Annotated in this window: 14 protein-coding genes; 4 read left to right on the top strand and 10 right to left on the bottom strand. The window is 43.5% G+C overall.

Translation table 11 applies throughout. From position 1 onward, the window contains the following. Positions 1–193 precede the first annotated feature (193 nt). Together N693_RS0115965 and N693_RS0115960 are read left to right on the top strand one after the other, a co-directional pair. Positions 194–1,672 carry an aldehyde dehydrogenase gene (locus tag N693_RS0115965; RefSeq protein ID WP_025785833.1) on the top strand — a complete coding sequence of 493 codons (1,479 nt, stop codon included), beginning with the start codon at positions 194–196 and terminating at the stop codon, positions 1,670–1,672. A gap of 93 nt (positions 1,673–1,765) precedes the next feature. Further along, on the top strand, positions 1,766–3,499 hold the full coding sequence (locus N693_RS0115960) for an AMP-binding protein (protein ID WP_025785832.1): 1,734 nt from the start codon (positions 1,766–1,768) through the stop codon (positions 3,497–3,499). A gap of 124 nt (positions 3,500–3,623) precedes the next feature. Here the strand turns inward: N693_RS0115960 and N693_RS0115955 are convergent, their stop codons facing one another. From N693_RS0115955 to N693_RS0115935, 5 genes are all read right to left on the bottom strand, one after another. Next, positions 3,624–5,057, bottom strand: a complete 1,434-nt coding sequence (locus N693_RS0115955) for a GGDEF domain-containing protein (protein ID WP_025785831.1) — start codon at positions 5,055–5,057, stop codon at positions 3,624–3,626. A gap of 197 nt (positions 5,058–5,254) precedes the next feature. Beyond that, on the bottom strand, positions 5,255–6,337 hold the full coding sequence (locus tag N693_RS0115950) for a DUF871 domain-containing protein (protein WP_371257571.1): 1,083 nt from the start codon (positions 6,335–6,337) through the stop codon (positions 5,255–5,257). A 68-nt stretch (positions 6,338–6,405) separates the two neighbouring features. Continuing rightward, positions 6,406–7,785 (bottom strand): PTS transporter subunit EIIC, encoded by a 1,380-nt coding sequence (locus N693_RS0115945; RefSeq protein ID WP_025785829.1) that lies wholly within the window; start codon positions 7,783–7,785, stop codon positions 6,406–6,408. Between the two features lie 50 nt (positions 7,786–7,835). Continuing rightward, entirely contained in the window at positions 7,836–8,729 is an 894-nt protein-coding gene (gene murQ, locus N693_RS0115940) for an N-acetylmuramic acid 6-phosphate etherase (RefSeq protein WP_025785828.1), read from the bottom strand. Positions 8,730–8,840: 111 nt separating this feature from the next. Further along, the gene (locus N693_RS0115935; RefSeq protein WP_037593545.1) at positions 8,841–9,680 is read right to left on the bottom strand and encodes a MurR/RpiR family transcriptional regulator; all 840 of its coding nucleotides are present in this window, start codon (positions 9,678–9,680) and stop codon (positions 8,841–8,843) included. Positions 9,681–10,645: 965 nt separating this feature from the next. On the opposite strand from N693_RS0115935, the gene N693_RS0115930 reads away from it, so the two are divergent. Beyond that, positions 10,646–10,909, top strand: a complete 264-nt coding sequence (locus N693_RS0115930; RefSeq protein WP_025785826.1) for an excalibur calcium-binding domain-containing protein — start codon at positions 10,646–10,648, stop codon at positions 10,907–10,909. Positions 10,910–10,936: 27 nt separating this feature from the next. Then, positions 10,937–11,122, top strand: a complete 186-nt coding sequence (locus N693_RS0115925; protein ID WP_025785825.1) for a hypothetical protein — start codon at positions 10,937–10,939, stop codon at positions 11,120–11,122. Between the two features lie 41 nt (positions 11,123–11,163). Here N693_RS0115925 and N693_RS0115920 read toward each other — a convergent pair whose 3' ends face one another. The 5 genes from N693_RS0115920 to N693_RS0115900 form a co-directional block, all read right to left on the bottom strand. Beyond that, positions 11,164–11,664, bottom strand: a complete 501-nt coding sequence (locus N693_RS0115920) for a DUF1648 domain-containing protein (RefSeq protein WP_025785824.1) — start codon at positions 11,662–11,664, stop codon at positions 11,164–11,166. A 133-nt stretch (positions 11,665–11,797) separates the two neighbouring features. Next, positions 11,798–12,403, bottom strand: a complete 606-nt coding sequence (locus N693_RS0115915) for a response regulator transcription factor (RefSeq protein WP_025785823.1) — start codon at positions 12,401–12,403, stop codon at positions 11,798–11,800. Beyond that, positions 12,400–13,515 carry a sensor histidine kinase gene (locus N693_RS0115910; RefSeq protein ID WP_025785822.1) on the bottom strand — a complete coding sequence of 372 codons (1,116 nt, stop codon included), beginning with the start codon at positions 13,513–13,515 and terminating at the stop codon, positions 12,400–12,402. Before N693_RS0115910 ends, N693_RS0115915 begins: the two co-directional genes overlap by 4 nt. Positions 13,516–13,518: 3 nt before the next feature. After that, positions 13,519–14,256: an ABC transporter permease gene (locus tag N693_RS0115905; protein ID WP_025785821.1), complete on the bottom strand. Its 738-nt coding sequence runs from the start codon at positions 14,254–14,256 to the stop codon at positions 13,519–13,521. Then, entirely contained in the window at positions 14,257–15,153 is an 897-nt protein-coding gene (locus tag N693_RS0115900; protein ID WP_025785820.1) for an ABC transporter ATP-binding protein, read from the bottom strand. Positions 15,154–15,247 lie beyond the last annotated feature (94 nt).

Below are 15,247 nucleotides of genomic sequence, written 5' to 3'. Positions count from 1 at the left end.
CTTTCTAGAGTTTATGAGCACTTCTCGCGGTTTATGAGCACTTTCTAGAGTTTATGATCACTTTTTGCGGTTTATGAGGGATATATCGCAATTTATGATCACATTCCATAATTTACAGGAACTTTGCAATGTTGACGAAATGTACCCACGATACACAAGAAAAAATCATAGCTAAATAAGGAGGAGAATGAATATGGCAGTGTCAACAGACTTGAAAGAGTTTCAAAACTTGATTGGTGGAGAATTGCGTGCAGCAACAGATGGTGCACTTACAGATAGCATTGACCCTTCTACTGGTAAAGCGTGGGCACGAGTTCCAAAAAGTTCCAAGGAAGACGCAGTGAGCTCAATCGAAGCGGCTCAGAAAGCATTTCCTGCGTGGAAAGCATTATCTGCTGGAGAACGAGCAGCGTGTTTGCGTGATGCTGCTGAAATCATTTCCGCGAATGGCGGCGAGCTCGCTGCTCTTGAAACACAAGACAATGGCTGGGTAATTCGGGAAACCACATACGGACTAATTCCTGTCTTGCAGCAAGTTTGGATAGATGCAGCGGGCAAAGCTTCAGAAGCAAATCGAGGTCAAACCGTTCCTATGAGTCCAACAAGTCTTGGGTACACATTACGGGAACCTTATGGAGTCGTCGTTGGTATTACACCGTGGAACGCGCCTCTGTTTACATTTTCAATTAAAGCGGCTTATGCACTAGCTGCAGGAAACACAGTTGTCATCAAACCGTCCGAACAATCGGCGGTCTCTTCTCTTCATCTTGCTAACCTGTTGAAAGATGTTTTCCCTGAAGGCGTTCTCAACGTCATTTGTGGACCAGGCTCTGAAATTGGAGATACACTCGTCGAACACCCTGCTGTTGATAAAGTGAGTTTAACAGGTTCAGGGGGTACTGCTACCTCAATTGCGAAAGCAACGGCTGGCAAACCAAAGCCTTTGATCCTTGAGCTTGGTGGAAAGTCTGCCAATATCCTATTTGAAGATGCCAATATAGAAAAAGCGGTTGAGGCCATTAGTTCATATAGTATTTTCACAGGAAACTCTGGCCAACTTTGTGTCGGAAGTTCACGTCTGCTCGTTCATCGGTCGATTATTGATCAGGTAGCTGAAGGGATTAAAAATTATCTTCAAAATCCAGAGTTGAAACAGTTTGGAGCAACTCTAGATTCAACGACAACTACTGGCCCTATCGCAAACAAATCGCAGTATGAAAAAATACGTTCTTATATCCAACTAGGGTTGGACGAAGGTGCAGAACTTGTTTACGGTGGACGCTCCGGTGGATCTGAACTTATTCCAGATCGAAGCGACTTAGCGGATGGTTATTGGATCGAACCTACTCTTCTTAAATCAGAGTCCAATACATTACGAGTTTGTCAGGAAGAAATTTTCGGTCCTGTTTCAGTTATGATTCCGTTCGATACTGAAGAAGAAGCAATAGAGCTAGCAAACGGAACAGAATTCGGACTAGCTGCGGGCGTCTGGACGAAGGATTTAAGTCGCGCACATCGTATGATTGCTTCACTTGAAGCAGGAAATGTATGGGTAAACACGTATGCACGAGTTGGAGTGGATCTTCCATTTGGTGGCGTAAAGAGTAGTGGATTCGGAACTGACTCAATCGAGGACTATTCTCGAGAGAAAGCATGTGTAATTGAGTTGTAATTCAGCGTCTCGGTTGGTTTCATTACCTGCCGGGACACTACAAACTTCGTACGATTCATGGATTGGGACATATCTCGAGAAGGCGGTGGTTAAATGAACGTTAAACTTTCGAAAAGAGAAAACTACGATCAAGATTTGCCAGAAACACTCGACATTCCGAACGTCACGGCAGGTGCCATATTAAAAGGTAGCGTGAAGCAATACGGGGAGAAAGATGCTTACATCTATCGTGATACACCTATTACGTATAACCAGATTTACACTGAAGCAAAACGATTTGCGAATGCACTTCGCACACTCGGAGTAGGTCGCGGCATGACAGTCTCTACCCATTTGCCTACTTGCCCTCAATACGTCGCTGCGTACTATGGAATTATTCTGTCTGGCGCAGCGTATTCGCCTCTAAATCCGTATTTGCCAGTTGGTGATTTAACGTATCAGCTGAATGATTCGGAAACACGTGTAGTTGTCACCCATGAATCTGTTGCGGGTACGCTCGCGGAAGTTCTAGCAATTACAGGTGTCCAGCACGTCATCATGACTGGTGAATCTGAGATTTATACCAACGATACCCCCGTTGATGTGTCTTCCTACGACGGCTGGCATAGTTTTGCAGCATTAAAATCTGCTGCATCTGATGAAGAATTCAATCCTGGTATCGATCCTCAAGAAGATTTAGTGCACATCGCTTATACGGGTGGTACAACTGGAAGTCCTAAGGGCGTTATGATCACACACGCAAACCTTGTTAGCAACATTACACAAATAGCAGCCTGGACAGCTGGGGCATTGCCAGTAGTAGATGAAGACGGAGCACTTCGTTTTGTAGCGGTAGAACAAGATCCGGAGGCTTACAAGGAGAAGTATTTGATTCCTCTTGGGGAAGAAATCCGGTTAAGTCCCTCTCCCCTGTTTCACATTACTGGAGGCATCGGAATGATTGTTTCCCCGATGGCACAAGGAGTTACAACACTACTACCTGATCGCTTTGTGCCTACACAATTCTTGGAATTAATGGAGAAATACAAAGTTTCATCAATTAATGGAGCACCTGCAATGTGGAATGTCTTATTGAACTTACCAGGCATCGATTCGTACGATTTTTCAACGATTCGTAACGTCAGTTCAGGAGCTGCCCCGCTTTCTCAAAAAGAGATGGGCTTGCTGAAAGAAATGTTCCCGAATGCTCGTGTTGGTGAAGGCTATGGTCTTACAGAAGCGACAGCATCAGTAGCAGGTAGCGTCTGCTTGGCAGGGGGTACCCATAAAATAGGAACAGTCGGACTGCCCACATACAATACAGAGATTAAAGTTGTTTCCCTCGATGGGATGAGCGAAGATGCGCTTCCACCTGGTGAGAGCGGTGAAATTTGTATTTATGGACCTCAAGTGATGAAAGGTTATTTCAACAAACCCGAGGAGACTGCTTCCACATTACGTGGTGGCTGGCTACACACCGGAGATATCGGGATTATTGATGAAGACGGCTACCTCGCGATTGTGGATCGTAAAAAAGAGATGCTTATTTATAATGGGTATAATGTATATCCGAGCCGAATTGAAGAAGTAATCGTCTCTCATCCTGATGTACAAAATGCGATCGTCATCGGAAAGCCTGCAGAAGGTGTCGGTGAGATTCCAAAAGCATTTGTTATCGTTAAACCAGGAAGTACGCTTAGCGGAGAAGAGCTGATGACATATACGAACGAGCGTGTCGTCCACTACTCAAAGGTGCGCGAACTCGAATTCCTTGAACAATTTCCAATGACGGCAGCAGGAAAGATTTCAAAGATCCATTTGAAAAAGATGGAACTTGATAACCAATGATTCTGGACGCTTCGCTCTTATGGCGAGGCGTTTTTTTGATGCCCTACAAGTTCAATACCCACTTCTCTTCCTCTGTAGAACGAAAAAAACACCTCCATGATAGAAGGTGATCGCTACTTCAACATCACTGCATTACAGAACTCTCAAATGCAGACACTTGATTTTTTCCATTCGCTTTTGATTGATATAATGCTTGGTCGGCACGATAAAATACATCAGCAAACTTTGAGTACGCTCCGTTGGCATTGTCTGTCATGCCAATGCTCACAGTGATAGGTATTGGCTGTTCATTGAAAGTAATCCTCAGTTTCTGAATTTCAGCTAGAAGTTGGTTGACTCGCTCCTTCGCGTTATCCAAAGTTTCCCCGTTTAAGATGAAAACCAGTTCATCTCCCCCATATCGTGCTAATAATTCCGTTGAGTCCGACTTCCACAATACTTTTCGGCAAGTTGTACAAATTTCACGCAAGGCTTCATCGCCCGCCAAATGACCATATGTATCATTGATTGACTTGAAATTATCCAAATCCAGTGCAATACAGGTCACAGATCTGCCCTCCTCAGCAGCTTGTGCTAACCAATTCGATGCGACATCTTCTAAATGTCTTCTGTTGAATAATCGAGTCAGATAATCTACTTTAGCATTGCGTTCAATGGAGGCAACATTATGCTTCACTTCAAGTTTTAACGCAGTTTTTGCTAATTCCTGTTCTTGTAAAGTCTTTAAAACCTTAATATATTCTTGCTGCACGACAAATCCTAGTTGTCGATCATCTAGAATTTCACATAAATCACAGCGTCTTTCTTGAATCTCCTTCAATAATAGAAGATCTTGAATCTCTGTCGCGTGATTTGTAGCAACTTCAAATGCTTCCAGAGCACTTGAAAACTCATTGTTCTTCACTAAATAGCGACCATACAAATCGTAACACTGAGCTCTTTCCCGTATATATGTGGATAAAATAGGGTCTGCCAACATCTGTTCAACCATCGGTCCTGCATGACTTGTATCGTCAAGTCCCACGTAAGCATTCGCAATGTTTAACTTCACTCGAAATTTGAGGATTGGAACTTCGGGCACGTACCTTTCTGCCATTTCAAGCCCAATCAGACCATTTTCAAGAGCACCTTCATAATCTTTCTCACACGCACAAATATGGCTATAATTACTGTAGGCATTACTAACCATATTCCAATGCTTAAGACGTGTACCCAATTCTATGCCTCGCATTAATGCGCCCTTTGCTTTTTCGTATTCTCTATTGTAATCGTACAAAATGACAAGGATGTTAATCCCGTTCAGTTGTTCGTTTTCATCTCCATATTGGGAACAATATTGTAGATGTGCGTCGACACTTAAAAACGCCTCTTCAATCGCACCGACGCTATAGAAAGCGGAGGCATGATGAATATGCGCGCACAGTACAGCCTTATGGTCTTGTTGTTTCAATCCTTTTTCTAGTAATACATCACAATGCTCAATTAACTCTTTATAACGACCTTCCACTCGTAACTCTAAAGCCTTTTCACGCATGGAAGTCAACAATTCGTCTGTCATTCGCATTTCCTCCGCAATCACACTAGATAGTAGTGGGAATAAAAACTAAAAACTTATTCCCTCTTATAGTAACATAGTCCGACGCTAATAGACTCATTAAATTGAAAAATAGTTCCACATCGCACTAATTTTTACTGATTCATATATTTAAAGCCAACTAAAAACACCTCCTCTGCACATCGTCAGAGGAGATGTTTTCAAACCCAAACTATTTCAAATTGCTGATTGCCACCGATGTAATTCAGTAAGTCTACGTCTTCTTCAATAACTTGTCCGAGGACGTTCACACGCTCGTCAGCAGCCAATTCTGTTTTCGTCACTTGAAGTTCACCTTGATAGCGCAAATATCGCTCATTATCGACGGTAATTGTTCCTTCTGGTCGAGGTGCGCAATACTGCGCTGGAACTGAACTGCCTGATTTCATAGCCGCTGGACGGGATTCGCTGGAACGAATGACGTCGCGCGCACTGTCTGGACGATTCGTATGTAGGGTCGCAGCTCTTTCCAGTGCTTGGTCATCTGCTTGTTCTGCCGCCTTCGCACGGAGACGGATTTTGTTTTTTTGATACGCTCCAAATTGTAGTAAGCTTGCCTTACTTAATCCAGGATCTCCAATGAGTACTTTATCAACATGTGCATCGGTCATTAGTTCCAAACTTGCTGCAAGTGGAGATGCTTGTCGATGTTTTTCGAGCGTCGGCAACGTTTCAAACAGCGGCCCTCGTAGTTGTCCATCACCGGGTGCAAACGCCATGACCTCCACACCTTCCTCGTGGAGCCAGTTGTTTCGTTTTAAAAAATCTTCGAGACCAAGTGCCGTTTCCGGTCGTGGATAAAAATTATGCCACGCTTCGGTTGCTTCAAGTCGAAGTCCAGCAGCTTTCATCTCACTCAGTTCTTCATGTGTGACTGTACTAGCGTTCAACGCAACTCGCATTACTTGCGACAACTCAGCTATGACCTTTGGAGCACTCCCATAGTCTAGACGTAATCCGCTGATTCCCCATTCTAGTAATCCTTCTGCTTGGTCCAATGTGAATCCAAGACTATCGAGCGCACTTGGACTCACATCCACCATCAACTCCATCCCGAGTTCTCGTGCTAATTTCCCAAGTTGTTGAACTTCATCCTTATATGCAGATGCATCATTTTCTGGAATATGAAGTGATGTAAAAATAGACTGGAAGCCAGCAGCATTCATTTCTCTTATGCGCTGTTCGTGTTCCGCAAAGCTTACTGTTCCTAAATAGACAGACATGCCAAGCATCTCGTTCACCATCCTTTTCTCGTATAAAAAAGTAAGGCACTCATCCCCATTATAGCTAATGGAGATGAATGCTGTTTTTGTTAAATATCGCGTGCCATTTCTTCTTTAAAACCAAACAGGTACGTGAATAGGAATCCGCCACCATAAGCGATGAGCAGTCCAAGGAAGTAGAACAAGTACTTGCCATCATCAATTAGTGGAATGAGTGATATCCCTGATACACCTATTCCTGTCGCTGCCGTGTGCATCACTGCTTGGAAGGCACCACCGAGTGCGCCACCCATACAAGCGGTGATGAACGGACGACCGAGTGGTAACGTAACCCCGTATAACAATGGTTCTCCGATACCGAGGAAGCCAACAGGTAATGCACCCTTGATGATATTACGAAGACGACGGTTTTTCGTTTTCACGAAGATTGCCATTGCTGCACCGACCTGCCCAGCTCCAGCCATTGCGAGAACCGTCAGCAATGCCGTATTTCCATATGTGTTGATCAATTCCAAGTGGATTGGTGTGAGTCCGTGATGCAATCCGACCATAACGAGCGGAAGGAAGAATCCTGCAAGGACAGCACCTGCGACAACCCCACCTACGTCCAGAACGGCGATCAATCCTTTTGTAATGCCGTCAGCTAACAGACCCGCAACCGGTACAATTGCATAGAGTGAGAAGAAACCGACAGTGAGTACGGTAACTAGTGGTGTAAAGATGATATCAATCGCTGCTGGCATCACTTTACGCACATTCTTTTCAACAAACGTCATAAGGAATGCTGCAAAAATGACTCCGAATAAACCACCTCGACCGACAACTAAAGGTTCACCATAAATCGTAATCTCTGCAAGGAATGGATTGAATAAGAACATTCCGGCGATCGCACCAAGTACAGGTGTTCCACCAAATTCTTTCGCAGTGTTCCAACCGACAATCACCGCTAAGTACGTGAAGACACTCGATCCGAGAAGTAGTAAAATCTGCATCCATGTCTGAGTAGGATCCACACCTGCGTTTTTCGCAAAGTTTGCAGCTCCATTGATAATCCCTGAAGCAACAAGTCCCGGGATCAGTGGGATGAAAATGTTACCAATACGTCTTAAGAAATTTTTGAACGGTGTACGGTTTTTCTCTTTTCTACGTTCGTTGTCAATCGCAGCGCGTTCTTCAAATGTCAGACTGTCGTACTCCGGCTCAGACTCTTCTCCGATGCCAAGACCCGTCAACTGGCTCATTTCATCCGCAACTCGATTTACAGTTCCAGGGCCAATGACGACTTGTAGTGTTTCATCGACGACAACCCCCATGACGCCTTCAACTTTTTTCAACGCGGCAATATCTGCTTTACTATCGTCTTTCAATGTTAGGCGAAGTCGTGTCATACAGTGGGCGATTTTACGAATATTCTCTTTGCCGCCAACGTGTTCCAGTATGCCCGTCGCCATTTGTTGCTCTTTTCTCATCCTGTACCCTCCCTCTCTCTTCCTACTAGTGAATGATTTTTCAAAACCCTTTATGCTTGCTGTGTAGCTTTTCTAACAAATCCGCCTGTTGCTTCAATCCGTTCTTGTGCCTGTTCTTTGGAACAATCAAGTAAGATCATGACGGTCGCTGTTTTCACATGCTTGCCAGAAGCTTCATAGAAAGACGTTGCAGTATGTAGATCCACCCCAGTTGCTTCCATAATGATGCGTTTAGAGCGCTCTTGAAGTTTCAAGTTCGTCGCTTGCACATCGATCATCAAGTTTTCGTACGCCTTTCCAATGCCAATCATTGCAGCCGTTGAAATCATATTCAGCACCATTTTCTGTGCACTTCCGGCTTTTAGTCGTGTTGAACCCGTTAACACTTCAGGTCCTGTTGGAAGTTCAATTGCAATGTCTGCATGACTACTCATTTCAGCACCTTCATTACAACTAATACTAATTGTATGAGCAGCAGTTTTGCGTGCGTAATCCAGTGCGCCAATGACGTAAGGGGTTCTACCGCTTGCTGCGATACCGATGACCGTATCGGTTTCATTCAGCTGGATGTCCTTTAAATCTTGGATTCCGAGCGCTGGATTGTCTTCGGCACCTTCCACAGCCTTTGTGAACGCTTTCAATCCTCCGGCTATTAAACCGACTACCATGTCAGGAGATACTCCAAACGTCGGCACACATTCAACAGCATCCAAAATACCAAGTCGTCCACTTGTTCCAGCACCGATATAAATCAGCCTTCCACCCTTTTGAAACGAATCTATTACTGCATTGACCGTTTTTTCAATGGTCGGCAACTGTGCATGAATCACCTCAATCGCGGATCCATCCTCTTTATTCATAGCGGTCAGTACGTCTGCAACACTCATAGTATCCAATGACATCGTATGAGGATTGCGTTGTTCAGTGCCTAACTTCTCAAGCATTCGCCCACTCCTTTCAACGTTTCATTGGCTTCATTGTACGCTTTAAGGAAATTACAAGTCAATAGTTTAGTTGAATTATATGAAATATAATTTCATTTTATGCAAAACTCGTTATCTTCTCAATTTCACCGCCTGTTCCCGAGCATTCTGATAGCGATCTATTATAGTCTCGCCCATTTGGTTTACTAAGCTAATATACAAACTATCGATTACTGTAAGTTGAGTCATACGTGATGTAATACTTCCAACTCGAAAATCCTTCTCAACATTCGGTGTTGCAAGTTGAATATCCGATTCCTTCGACAAAGGAGATTTGTTCAAGTTGGTAATGCCGATAAGAGTAGCACCTTGTTTTTTCGCAAACCTTGCGAGTTCAATGACATCCTTGGTTTCACCAGACATGCTGATTGCGACAAACACATCGTTCTCGCTTAAAAAAGGGATAACCGAGAGCATATAATGGAAATCCGCATGATACTCCACTTGGTACCCGAGTTTTGAAAACTTGAATTGAGCGTCCATCGCTGCAATCGCAGAACCACCTACCCCATAAAACAATATTCTGTGCGCCGATTGAAACGCTTTTACCGCCTTTTCGAGTTCTTTCTTTTCGATTGAAGCAAGTAGTAGATCGATAGCGCCTCGATTGACATGTACAACTTTCTGAAATAGTTCGTATGGTGAATCCTTTTTTTGAGTGATTGAAAAGTCCGTTATATACTCTTCCGTTGTTGCAAGCTCTTGTGCCATTAAAATCTTGAATGCTTTGAAGCTACCAATTCCTACCGCTTTCGTAAAGCGTACTACTGAAGCTTCACTAACGTCAGTCTTTGCTGCCAATTCTTTAGTTGTCATTGTTGGGATCAGTTCCGCATGGTTCAGAATATACTCCGCAATTCGTAGTTCTGTTTTAGAGAATTGACTCAATCTCCCTCTAATTTGTCCTAACATTCCGATCGCCTCCTACACTATTCTTTCCATTATGACTGAAGTAAGATCCTTTTGACAATGTTCATTCACAAGTTTCTAAGGTTTGTAGAAATTTGTGAATAAATGGTTGCGTTTCGCACGTTAAGGGACGGTCTACCTCTGTTCCAGCCCCCTTCTTCCGTTCTCCGACAGTTCTTAAGGTTTGTCGGACATGTGGAGAGCTTTCTTCGACACTGGACTAAGTTTCTCCATCACATGTGCTCTTTTCTCCGACACTTAGCGAAGTTTCTCGATATCGGGACACAATTCAATGGCTTTTAGAGTTCTATTTGGTGGCGCTTCTCGCGATTAGGGATGAGCTACTTCTCTGTCAGCTACATTTTCTCCGTTCTCCGACAGTTCTTAAGGTTTGTCGGACATGTGGAGAGCTTTCTTCGACACTGGACTAAGTTTCTCCATCACATTGGCTCATTTCTCCGACACTTAGCGAAGTTTCTCGATATCGGGACACAATTCAATGACTTTTAGAGATCTATTTGGTGGCGCTTCGCGCATTTAGGGATGAGCTGCTTCTCTGTCAGCTACTTTTTCTCCATTCTCCAACAGTTCTTAAGGTTTCTCAGACATTTGATGAGCTTTCTTCGACACCGAAAGAAATTTCTCCATCACATGGGCTCATTTCTCCGACACTTAGCGAAGTTTCTCGATATCGGGACACAATTCAAATGCGTTAAGGGATTAATTGGTGGCGCTTCGCGCGATCAGGGATGGAATTGCACTATGCGCGAGTCGGATTGGCCAGTTTGAGCCTATTATCAGCCAGGTGACAAGCATAATCATCCAAATTGCATGATGAATCGGCCACACCGTAGAATTAATCAACATCCGTGTACAATTCATCAATTTATTCAATAATTTGTGTTTCCATCCATCTGGAAACCTTGTATAATTATCTTAAAATTTAACAACCGAATGGAGAGCTTATTATGAAAAAAATTGGAGCTGTTCTAACCGCAACAGTATTAGCAGTTGGAGTTTCAGCTATCCCTGTACAACCTGCTGATGCTGCACCTGCAAAATTCAAAAATTGTACAATGCTGAATCAGACATACAAGGGCGGAGTGGCGAAGAGCGCTACTGTACGCAACAAAGGTGGAAAAACTAAATATGCACCGACTGTGAATGCTGCAATTTACAACGCCCATACAACATTAGATCGCGACAAAGACGGTATCGCCTGCGAACGATAAGCTCCCCAAACACTAGGAGGGAATGCATTGACGAGTAAAAAACTCTTTTCAATTGGATACCTTGTATACGTAATTGCCCTAGCTTGTGCTTATTTCATCGTCGAGCCACAAAATATTCTAGCTCCAGTCTTGGCACTCACCTTGTTATTCGGTGTCTATCAAATATATATTTATATAATATGTCCTAGACAACAATTGAAGTCCAAACGGTAAAAGAAGCATCCTCCACTAGCTAGACTGGAGGATGCTTCTTTTCAATTTATCTTCTTTTGTTGAACCACACCCATAATCATTACAATAACCATCAAAGCAAGTAATCCACCGAAAATCCATTGGCTCATTGCATTTGAATGACCAAGTCCGACGCGAACGATTTCCCACTGGATATAAGCCATTAAAAGAATTGAGAGGTTTTTCACTCGGTTTAATAGTTCCTGGCTAGATTGATAAAACCGTGGCGCGTTCATTTCGTTTAAACGACTGGGATAGTTATGCCACTCTGGATGGCGTTCAAAAAATTCAAGCAAAGCCAACAGTCCCACACTAATCATTGGTACCAGCAACAAGACCCATTTCGATCCATAATTATTTACTTCCCCCAATGCGTTAAAGTGGATTGGAACCTGCTCAGGTAGCTGTTTCCATTGAATAAGTGTATAGAAGATAACGGCGACAAAGAGCCCGATGGCAATGAAGTCACAAACTCGATTAACCCTTGTTTTGTGAGTTTCTACATGTTGGGGTAGCTTTTGCATGTTCATCACTTCCTTTTCATATCGTATCTACTATCTATTTTACGATAAAGGCTAATGAAAGTTTCAAATTCTTACCTCACAAAAAACCGCTCTCACAATTACGTGTGGGCGGCCTCCGTTTCACTATTATCCTTCAATCTATCCAGCCCTTATTCCGACAAATCACAAGCGCTTCCACTTTGTTTTTTGCACCGACCTTCTGCAAGATTTCGGACAAATAGTTTCGAACAGTTCCATGAGATAAATACAGCGCTGTCCCTATCTCCTTTGAAGTGAGACCATTTGCTGCATGACTTAATACTTCTTGTTCCCGTTTAGTCAACGGATTTTCATTAGAGAAATGCCCCATCACAAGTTCTGAAGAAAATTCACGTTTGCCTACCATCACATTCTTGATCGCATTCGCTAGCTCATCTATTGATCCGTCCTTTAACAAATATCCTCTGACATCCGCTCGGAGTGCACGTTCAAAGTAACCAGGTCGCGCAAATGTCGTCAAAATAACAACTTTGCATGAAGATCCTGCTGTTTTTAATTCATCTGCAACATCTAAACCACTTTTTTTGGGCATTTCAATATCTAGAATGCACACATCCGGTTTCAGTTGATGAATTAATCGTAATGCTTCTTCACCATCTTGGGCCTGCCCAATTACTGTCAGATCCTCTTCAAAATCGAGCAACGTACCAAGTGCTCCCCGTAAGATTTTTTGGTCTTCTGCAATCACGAGTGAAATCATCCAGTTTCTCCCCCTTTTGTTGTAATGGGAAGTGGCACGACTAGCTTAAATTGAGTACCAGATTGCTCTGTTATTGAAAGCGTTCCTTCCACTAACGCTAGCCGTTCGACGATACCGTTTAGGCCGTTTCCATAGTGAGACCCTGTCATGCCAATCCCATCATCTTCTACACACGTCACCAACCCGCCATCTGTTTCCCGAATCGATACTAGACATTTTGAAGCTCCGCTATGCCGGACAATATTTGTTGCCAACTCCCGGATACACATCCCAATAATCGTTTGTTTTAGTGGGGGTAGATCAGGTAGGGGGGTAGGAAGATCCGTCTTTAGCTCAATGGATGCAGCCGAAAGAATTTCTTGCATTTGCACAAGTTCCTCTGCAACGGAACTCCCTCTCATGTCACTCACAAGTTCTCTTACTTGTTTTAACGCTGAACGCGATGTGTGTTCAATCCCCATTGCTTCTTCTAAGACCCTATCAGAATCATTTCGAACACGTTGAATCACCTGACTTTTCAATGTTATTAATGACAACATATGACCGAGTGTATCATGAAGATCGCGTGCGATACGAACACGCTCTTCTTGCCGACTCAATTCACGGATCTGTTCATTCGCAGCATCCAATTCTTCTTCAAGTCTGCCACGCTCCGCGCTATTACGTACCGCGATTGGCGTGAACGCCATTACAATAATAAATGGAAATGCAACTACCCCGGTTTGTATTCCATATGCATTGACTAATATAACTCCACAGTAAACTAGCACACTGCCAAACACACTTACCGATCGCTTAAATAGACGTGCATCTCCAATCCATCCAATGAAGTTCGAGATATAAAAAGCCAGCATTAGATTATATGGTTGATAAAACCAAGCCAATGCCAGAATAAGAACCAATAGGATAGCAGACCAGACGATAAGGCTAGCATCCGTCACTTGCCGATAGGCCTCCCGATAAGCGACAACAAATACAGCCAACAAAACAAATCCAACCATTCGTTTCATACCGGTCTCCGTCAACACATGAAATAACGGTAGTGCGAGATAGGCAAGAAATACATAAGGAATCCAGCCGAATCGCCGTGGAAATAATTCAAATGTTTTCATCCACTAAATCGCCTCCTGCATCCGCCTTCTTTGTATCGATAGTATCATGAAAACAAAGGTATACGCGATTAATACTAGGATACCGCCTAGACTAGGCGTTTCTCCCCGAATAATCGACCATGCGCCTGCGCCATATTGGTAAGAGGGTATCCATTGTGCCGCTTGTTGCAGAAGCTTCGGCATAAATTCCATAGGCATCCACATCCCCCCCAATACTGCGAGGGCTAAATAGATTAGATTGCTTACGCCTGATGCAGTATCCGACTTCATCATTGTACCGATCAATCCGCCTAGTGCGAGAAAGGGAACCGCTCCAAGTAATATCCATATGCCTGCTGTGATCCATTCGATAGCAGGCATCGAAATTCCATTAACTAGCCCACCACTTACAAAGATCACTATAATCGTAAAGACATGGACCGCCGTCTGTCCCACCATCTTTGCAATAAAATATACAACTCCAGAGACCGGAGTCGTTTTCAAATACATCGTCCATCCCTGATTCCGCTCATGAACGAGCCTCAGTCCAAGTGCCATAATCGAACTTCCCATTACACTGAACGCGGCCATTGACATAAGTAAATGCTTTTCCCAAAGCTTGGGATCCCCAACATCTTGAACCATGACTTTTGTATAAAACACGTAAAAGACAATTGGCATGATGAGCGACCAAAAGATGAAGTAGCGATTTCTGAAGACACGTAATGCTTCCAATCTGCATTCGTTCCATAATATTTTCAATCAACTCACCTCCCGACTGTCCGTTAGCTGACTGTAAGCTTCTTCCAGTGTACCTCTACTTACGGTCACTTCACTGATTTCAAGATCAAGTTCATACAAGACTTTCAATAAGTGATCTGCATCTCCAGTGAGAATGGTCACTTTCTTTCCATCTAAACGAATGTCCGAAACACTAAGCCCTTGAAAAGTTTCCGGACGATACACCTCGTCGGTTAGGAATGAAATTCGTTGAATCACCAACTTCTTTTTCATCATATCAGGCGATTCATCTTCAATCAGTTCACCGTGATTGATCATCAAAACGCGGGTCGCTGCATACTCCACTTCCTCTAAATAATGTGTAGTGAAAATGATAGTTGTGCCACGCTCTGCAAGTTCCCGAATCGATTTCCAAAACGTTTTTCGTGCAGTGGCATCCATGCCAGTAGTTGGTTCATCCAAAAACAGAATATCTGGATTCCCAGCTAGCGCTAGCGCAAAACTGACACGTTGTTTTTGGCCACCAGACAGCTTTTCAGTCCGCATATTCAGTGAGGTTTCATCTAACCCGGTTAGTTTAGATAACTGTTCCATAGAGAGCGGTCGGTGATAATACCCTCGAACCAATTGAAGTATTTCTTTGACGGTAACTGTATCCAACAACCGAACTTCCTGTAACATCACACCTATTCGTTCACGGACTGCCTTCGATTTAGAATTCTGTCCTGAAATGGTGATCCTCCCTGTTGAAGGTTCCAACAGACCAAGTAGCATCTGGATTGTTGTACTTTTGCCAGCTCCATTTGGTCCTAATAGCGCCACTACTTCTCCTTTTTCAATCTGAAAAGAAAGGTCTCTTACAGCGACCTTTCCTTTAAATGACTTTCCCACTCCCAAACAATCGATGATAGTTGTCATACGATCACTCCTTTGACTCTATCGTACTGAAAGTCGAGAGCACGTTGCAGTCCCTTCTGTCACGGATTCATATGACACTTGTCATATCAAAAAA

The organism is Sporosarcina sp. D27 (assembly GCF_000586555.1).
Lineage (GTDB): Bacteria > Bacillota > Bacilli > Bacillales_A > Planococcaceae > Sporosarcina.
The sequence above is the reverse complement of the archived record's forward strand: the minus strand, read 5'-3'. Positions and strand labels throughout refer to the sequence as shown.

Bases quoted from the DNA above. Each gene is read 5' to 3' on its own strand.
- N693_RS0115965 (WP_025785833.1), top strand. From the start codon at position 194: ATGGCAGTGTCAACAGACTTGAAAGAGTTTCAAAACTTGATTGGTGGA.
- N693_RS0115960 (WP_025785832.1), top strand. From the start codon at position 1,766: ATGAACGTTAAACTTTCGAAAAGAGAAAACTACGATCAAGATTTGCCA.
- N693_RS0115955 (WP_025785831.1), bottom strand. From the start codon at position 5,057: ATGACAGACGAATTGTTGACTTCCATGCGTGAAAAGGCTTTAGAGTTA.
- N693_RS0115950 (WP_371257571.1), bottom strand. From the start codon at position 6,337: ATGGTGAACGAGATGCTTGGCATGTCTGTCTATTTAGGAACAGTAAGC.
- N693_RS0115945 (WP_025785829.1), bottom strand. From the start codon at position 7,785: ATGAGAAAAGAGCAACAAATGGCGACGGGCATACTGGAACACGTTGGC.
- murQ (WP_025785828.1), bottom strand. From the start codon at position 8,729: ATGCTTGAGAAGTTAGGCACTGAACAACGCAATCCTCATACGATGTCA.
- N693_RS0115935 (WP_037593545.1), bottom strand. From the start codon at position 9,680: ATGTTAGGACAAATTAGAGGGAGATTGAGTCAATTCTCTAAAACAGAA.
- N693_RS0115930 (WP_025785826.1), top strand. From the start codon at position 10,646: ATGAAAAAAATTGGAGCTGTTCTAACCGCAACAGTATTAGCAGTTGGA.
- N693_RS0115920 (WP_025785824.1), bottom strand. From the start codon at position 11,664: ATGCAAAAGCTACCCCAACATGTAGAAACTCACAAAACAAGGGTTAAT.
- N693_RS0115915 (WP_025785823.1), bottom strand. From the start codon at position 12,403: ATGATTTCACTCGTGATTGCAGAAGACCAAAAAATCTTACGGGGAGCA.
- N693_RS0115910 (WP_025785822.1), bottom strand. From the start codon at position 13,515: ATGAAAACATTTGAATTATTTCCACGGCGATTCGGCTGGATTCCTTAT.
- N693_RS0115900 (WP_025785820.1), bottom strand. From the start codon at position 15,153: ATGACAACTATCATCGATTGTTTGGGAGTGGGAAAGTCATTTAAAGGA.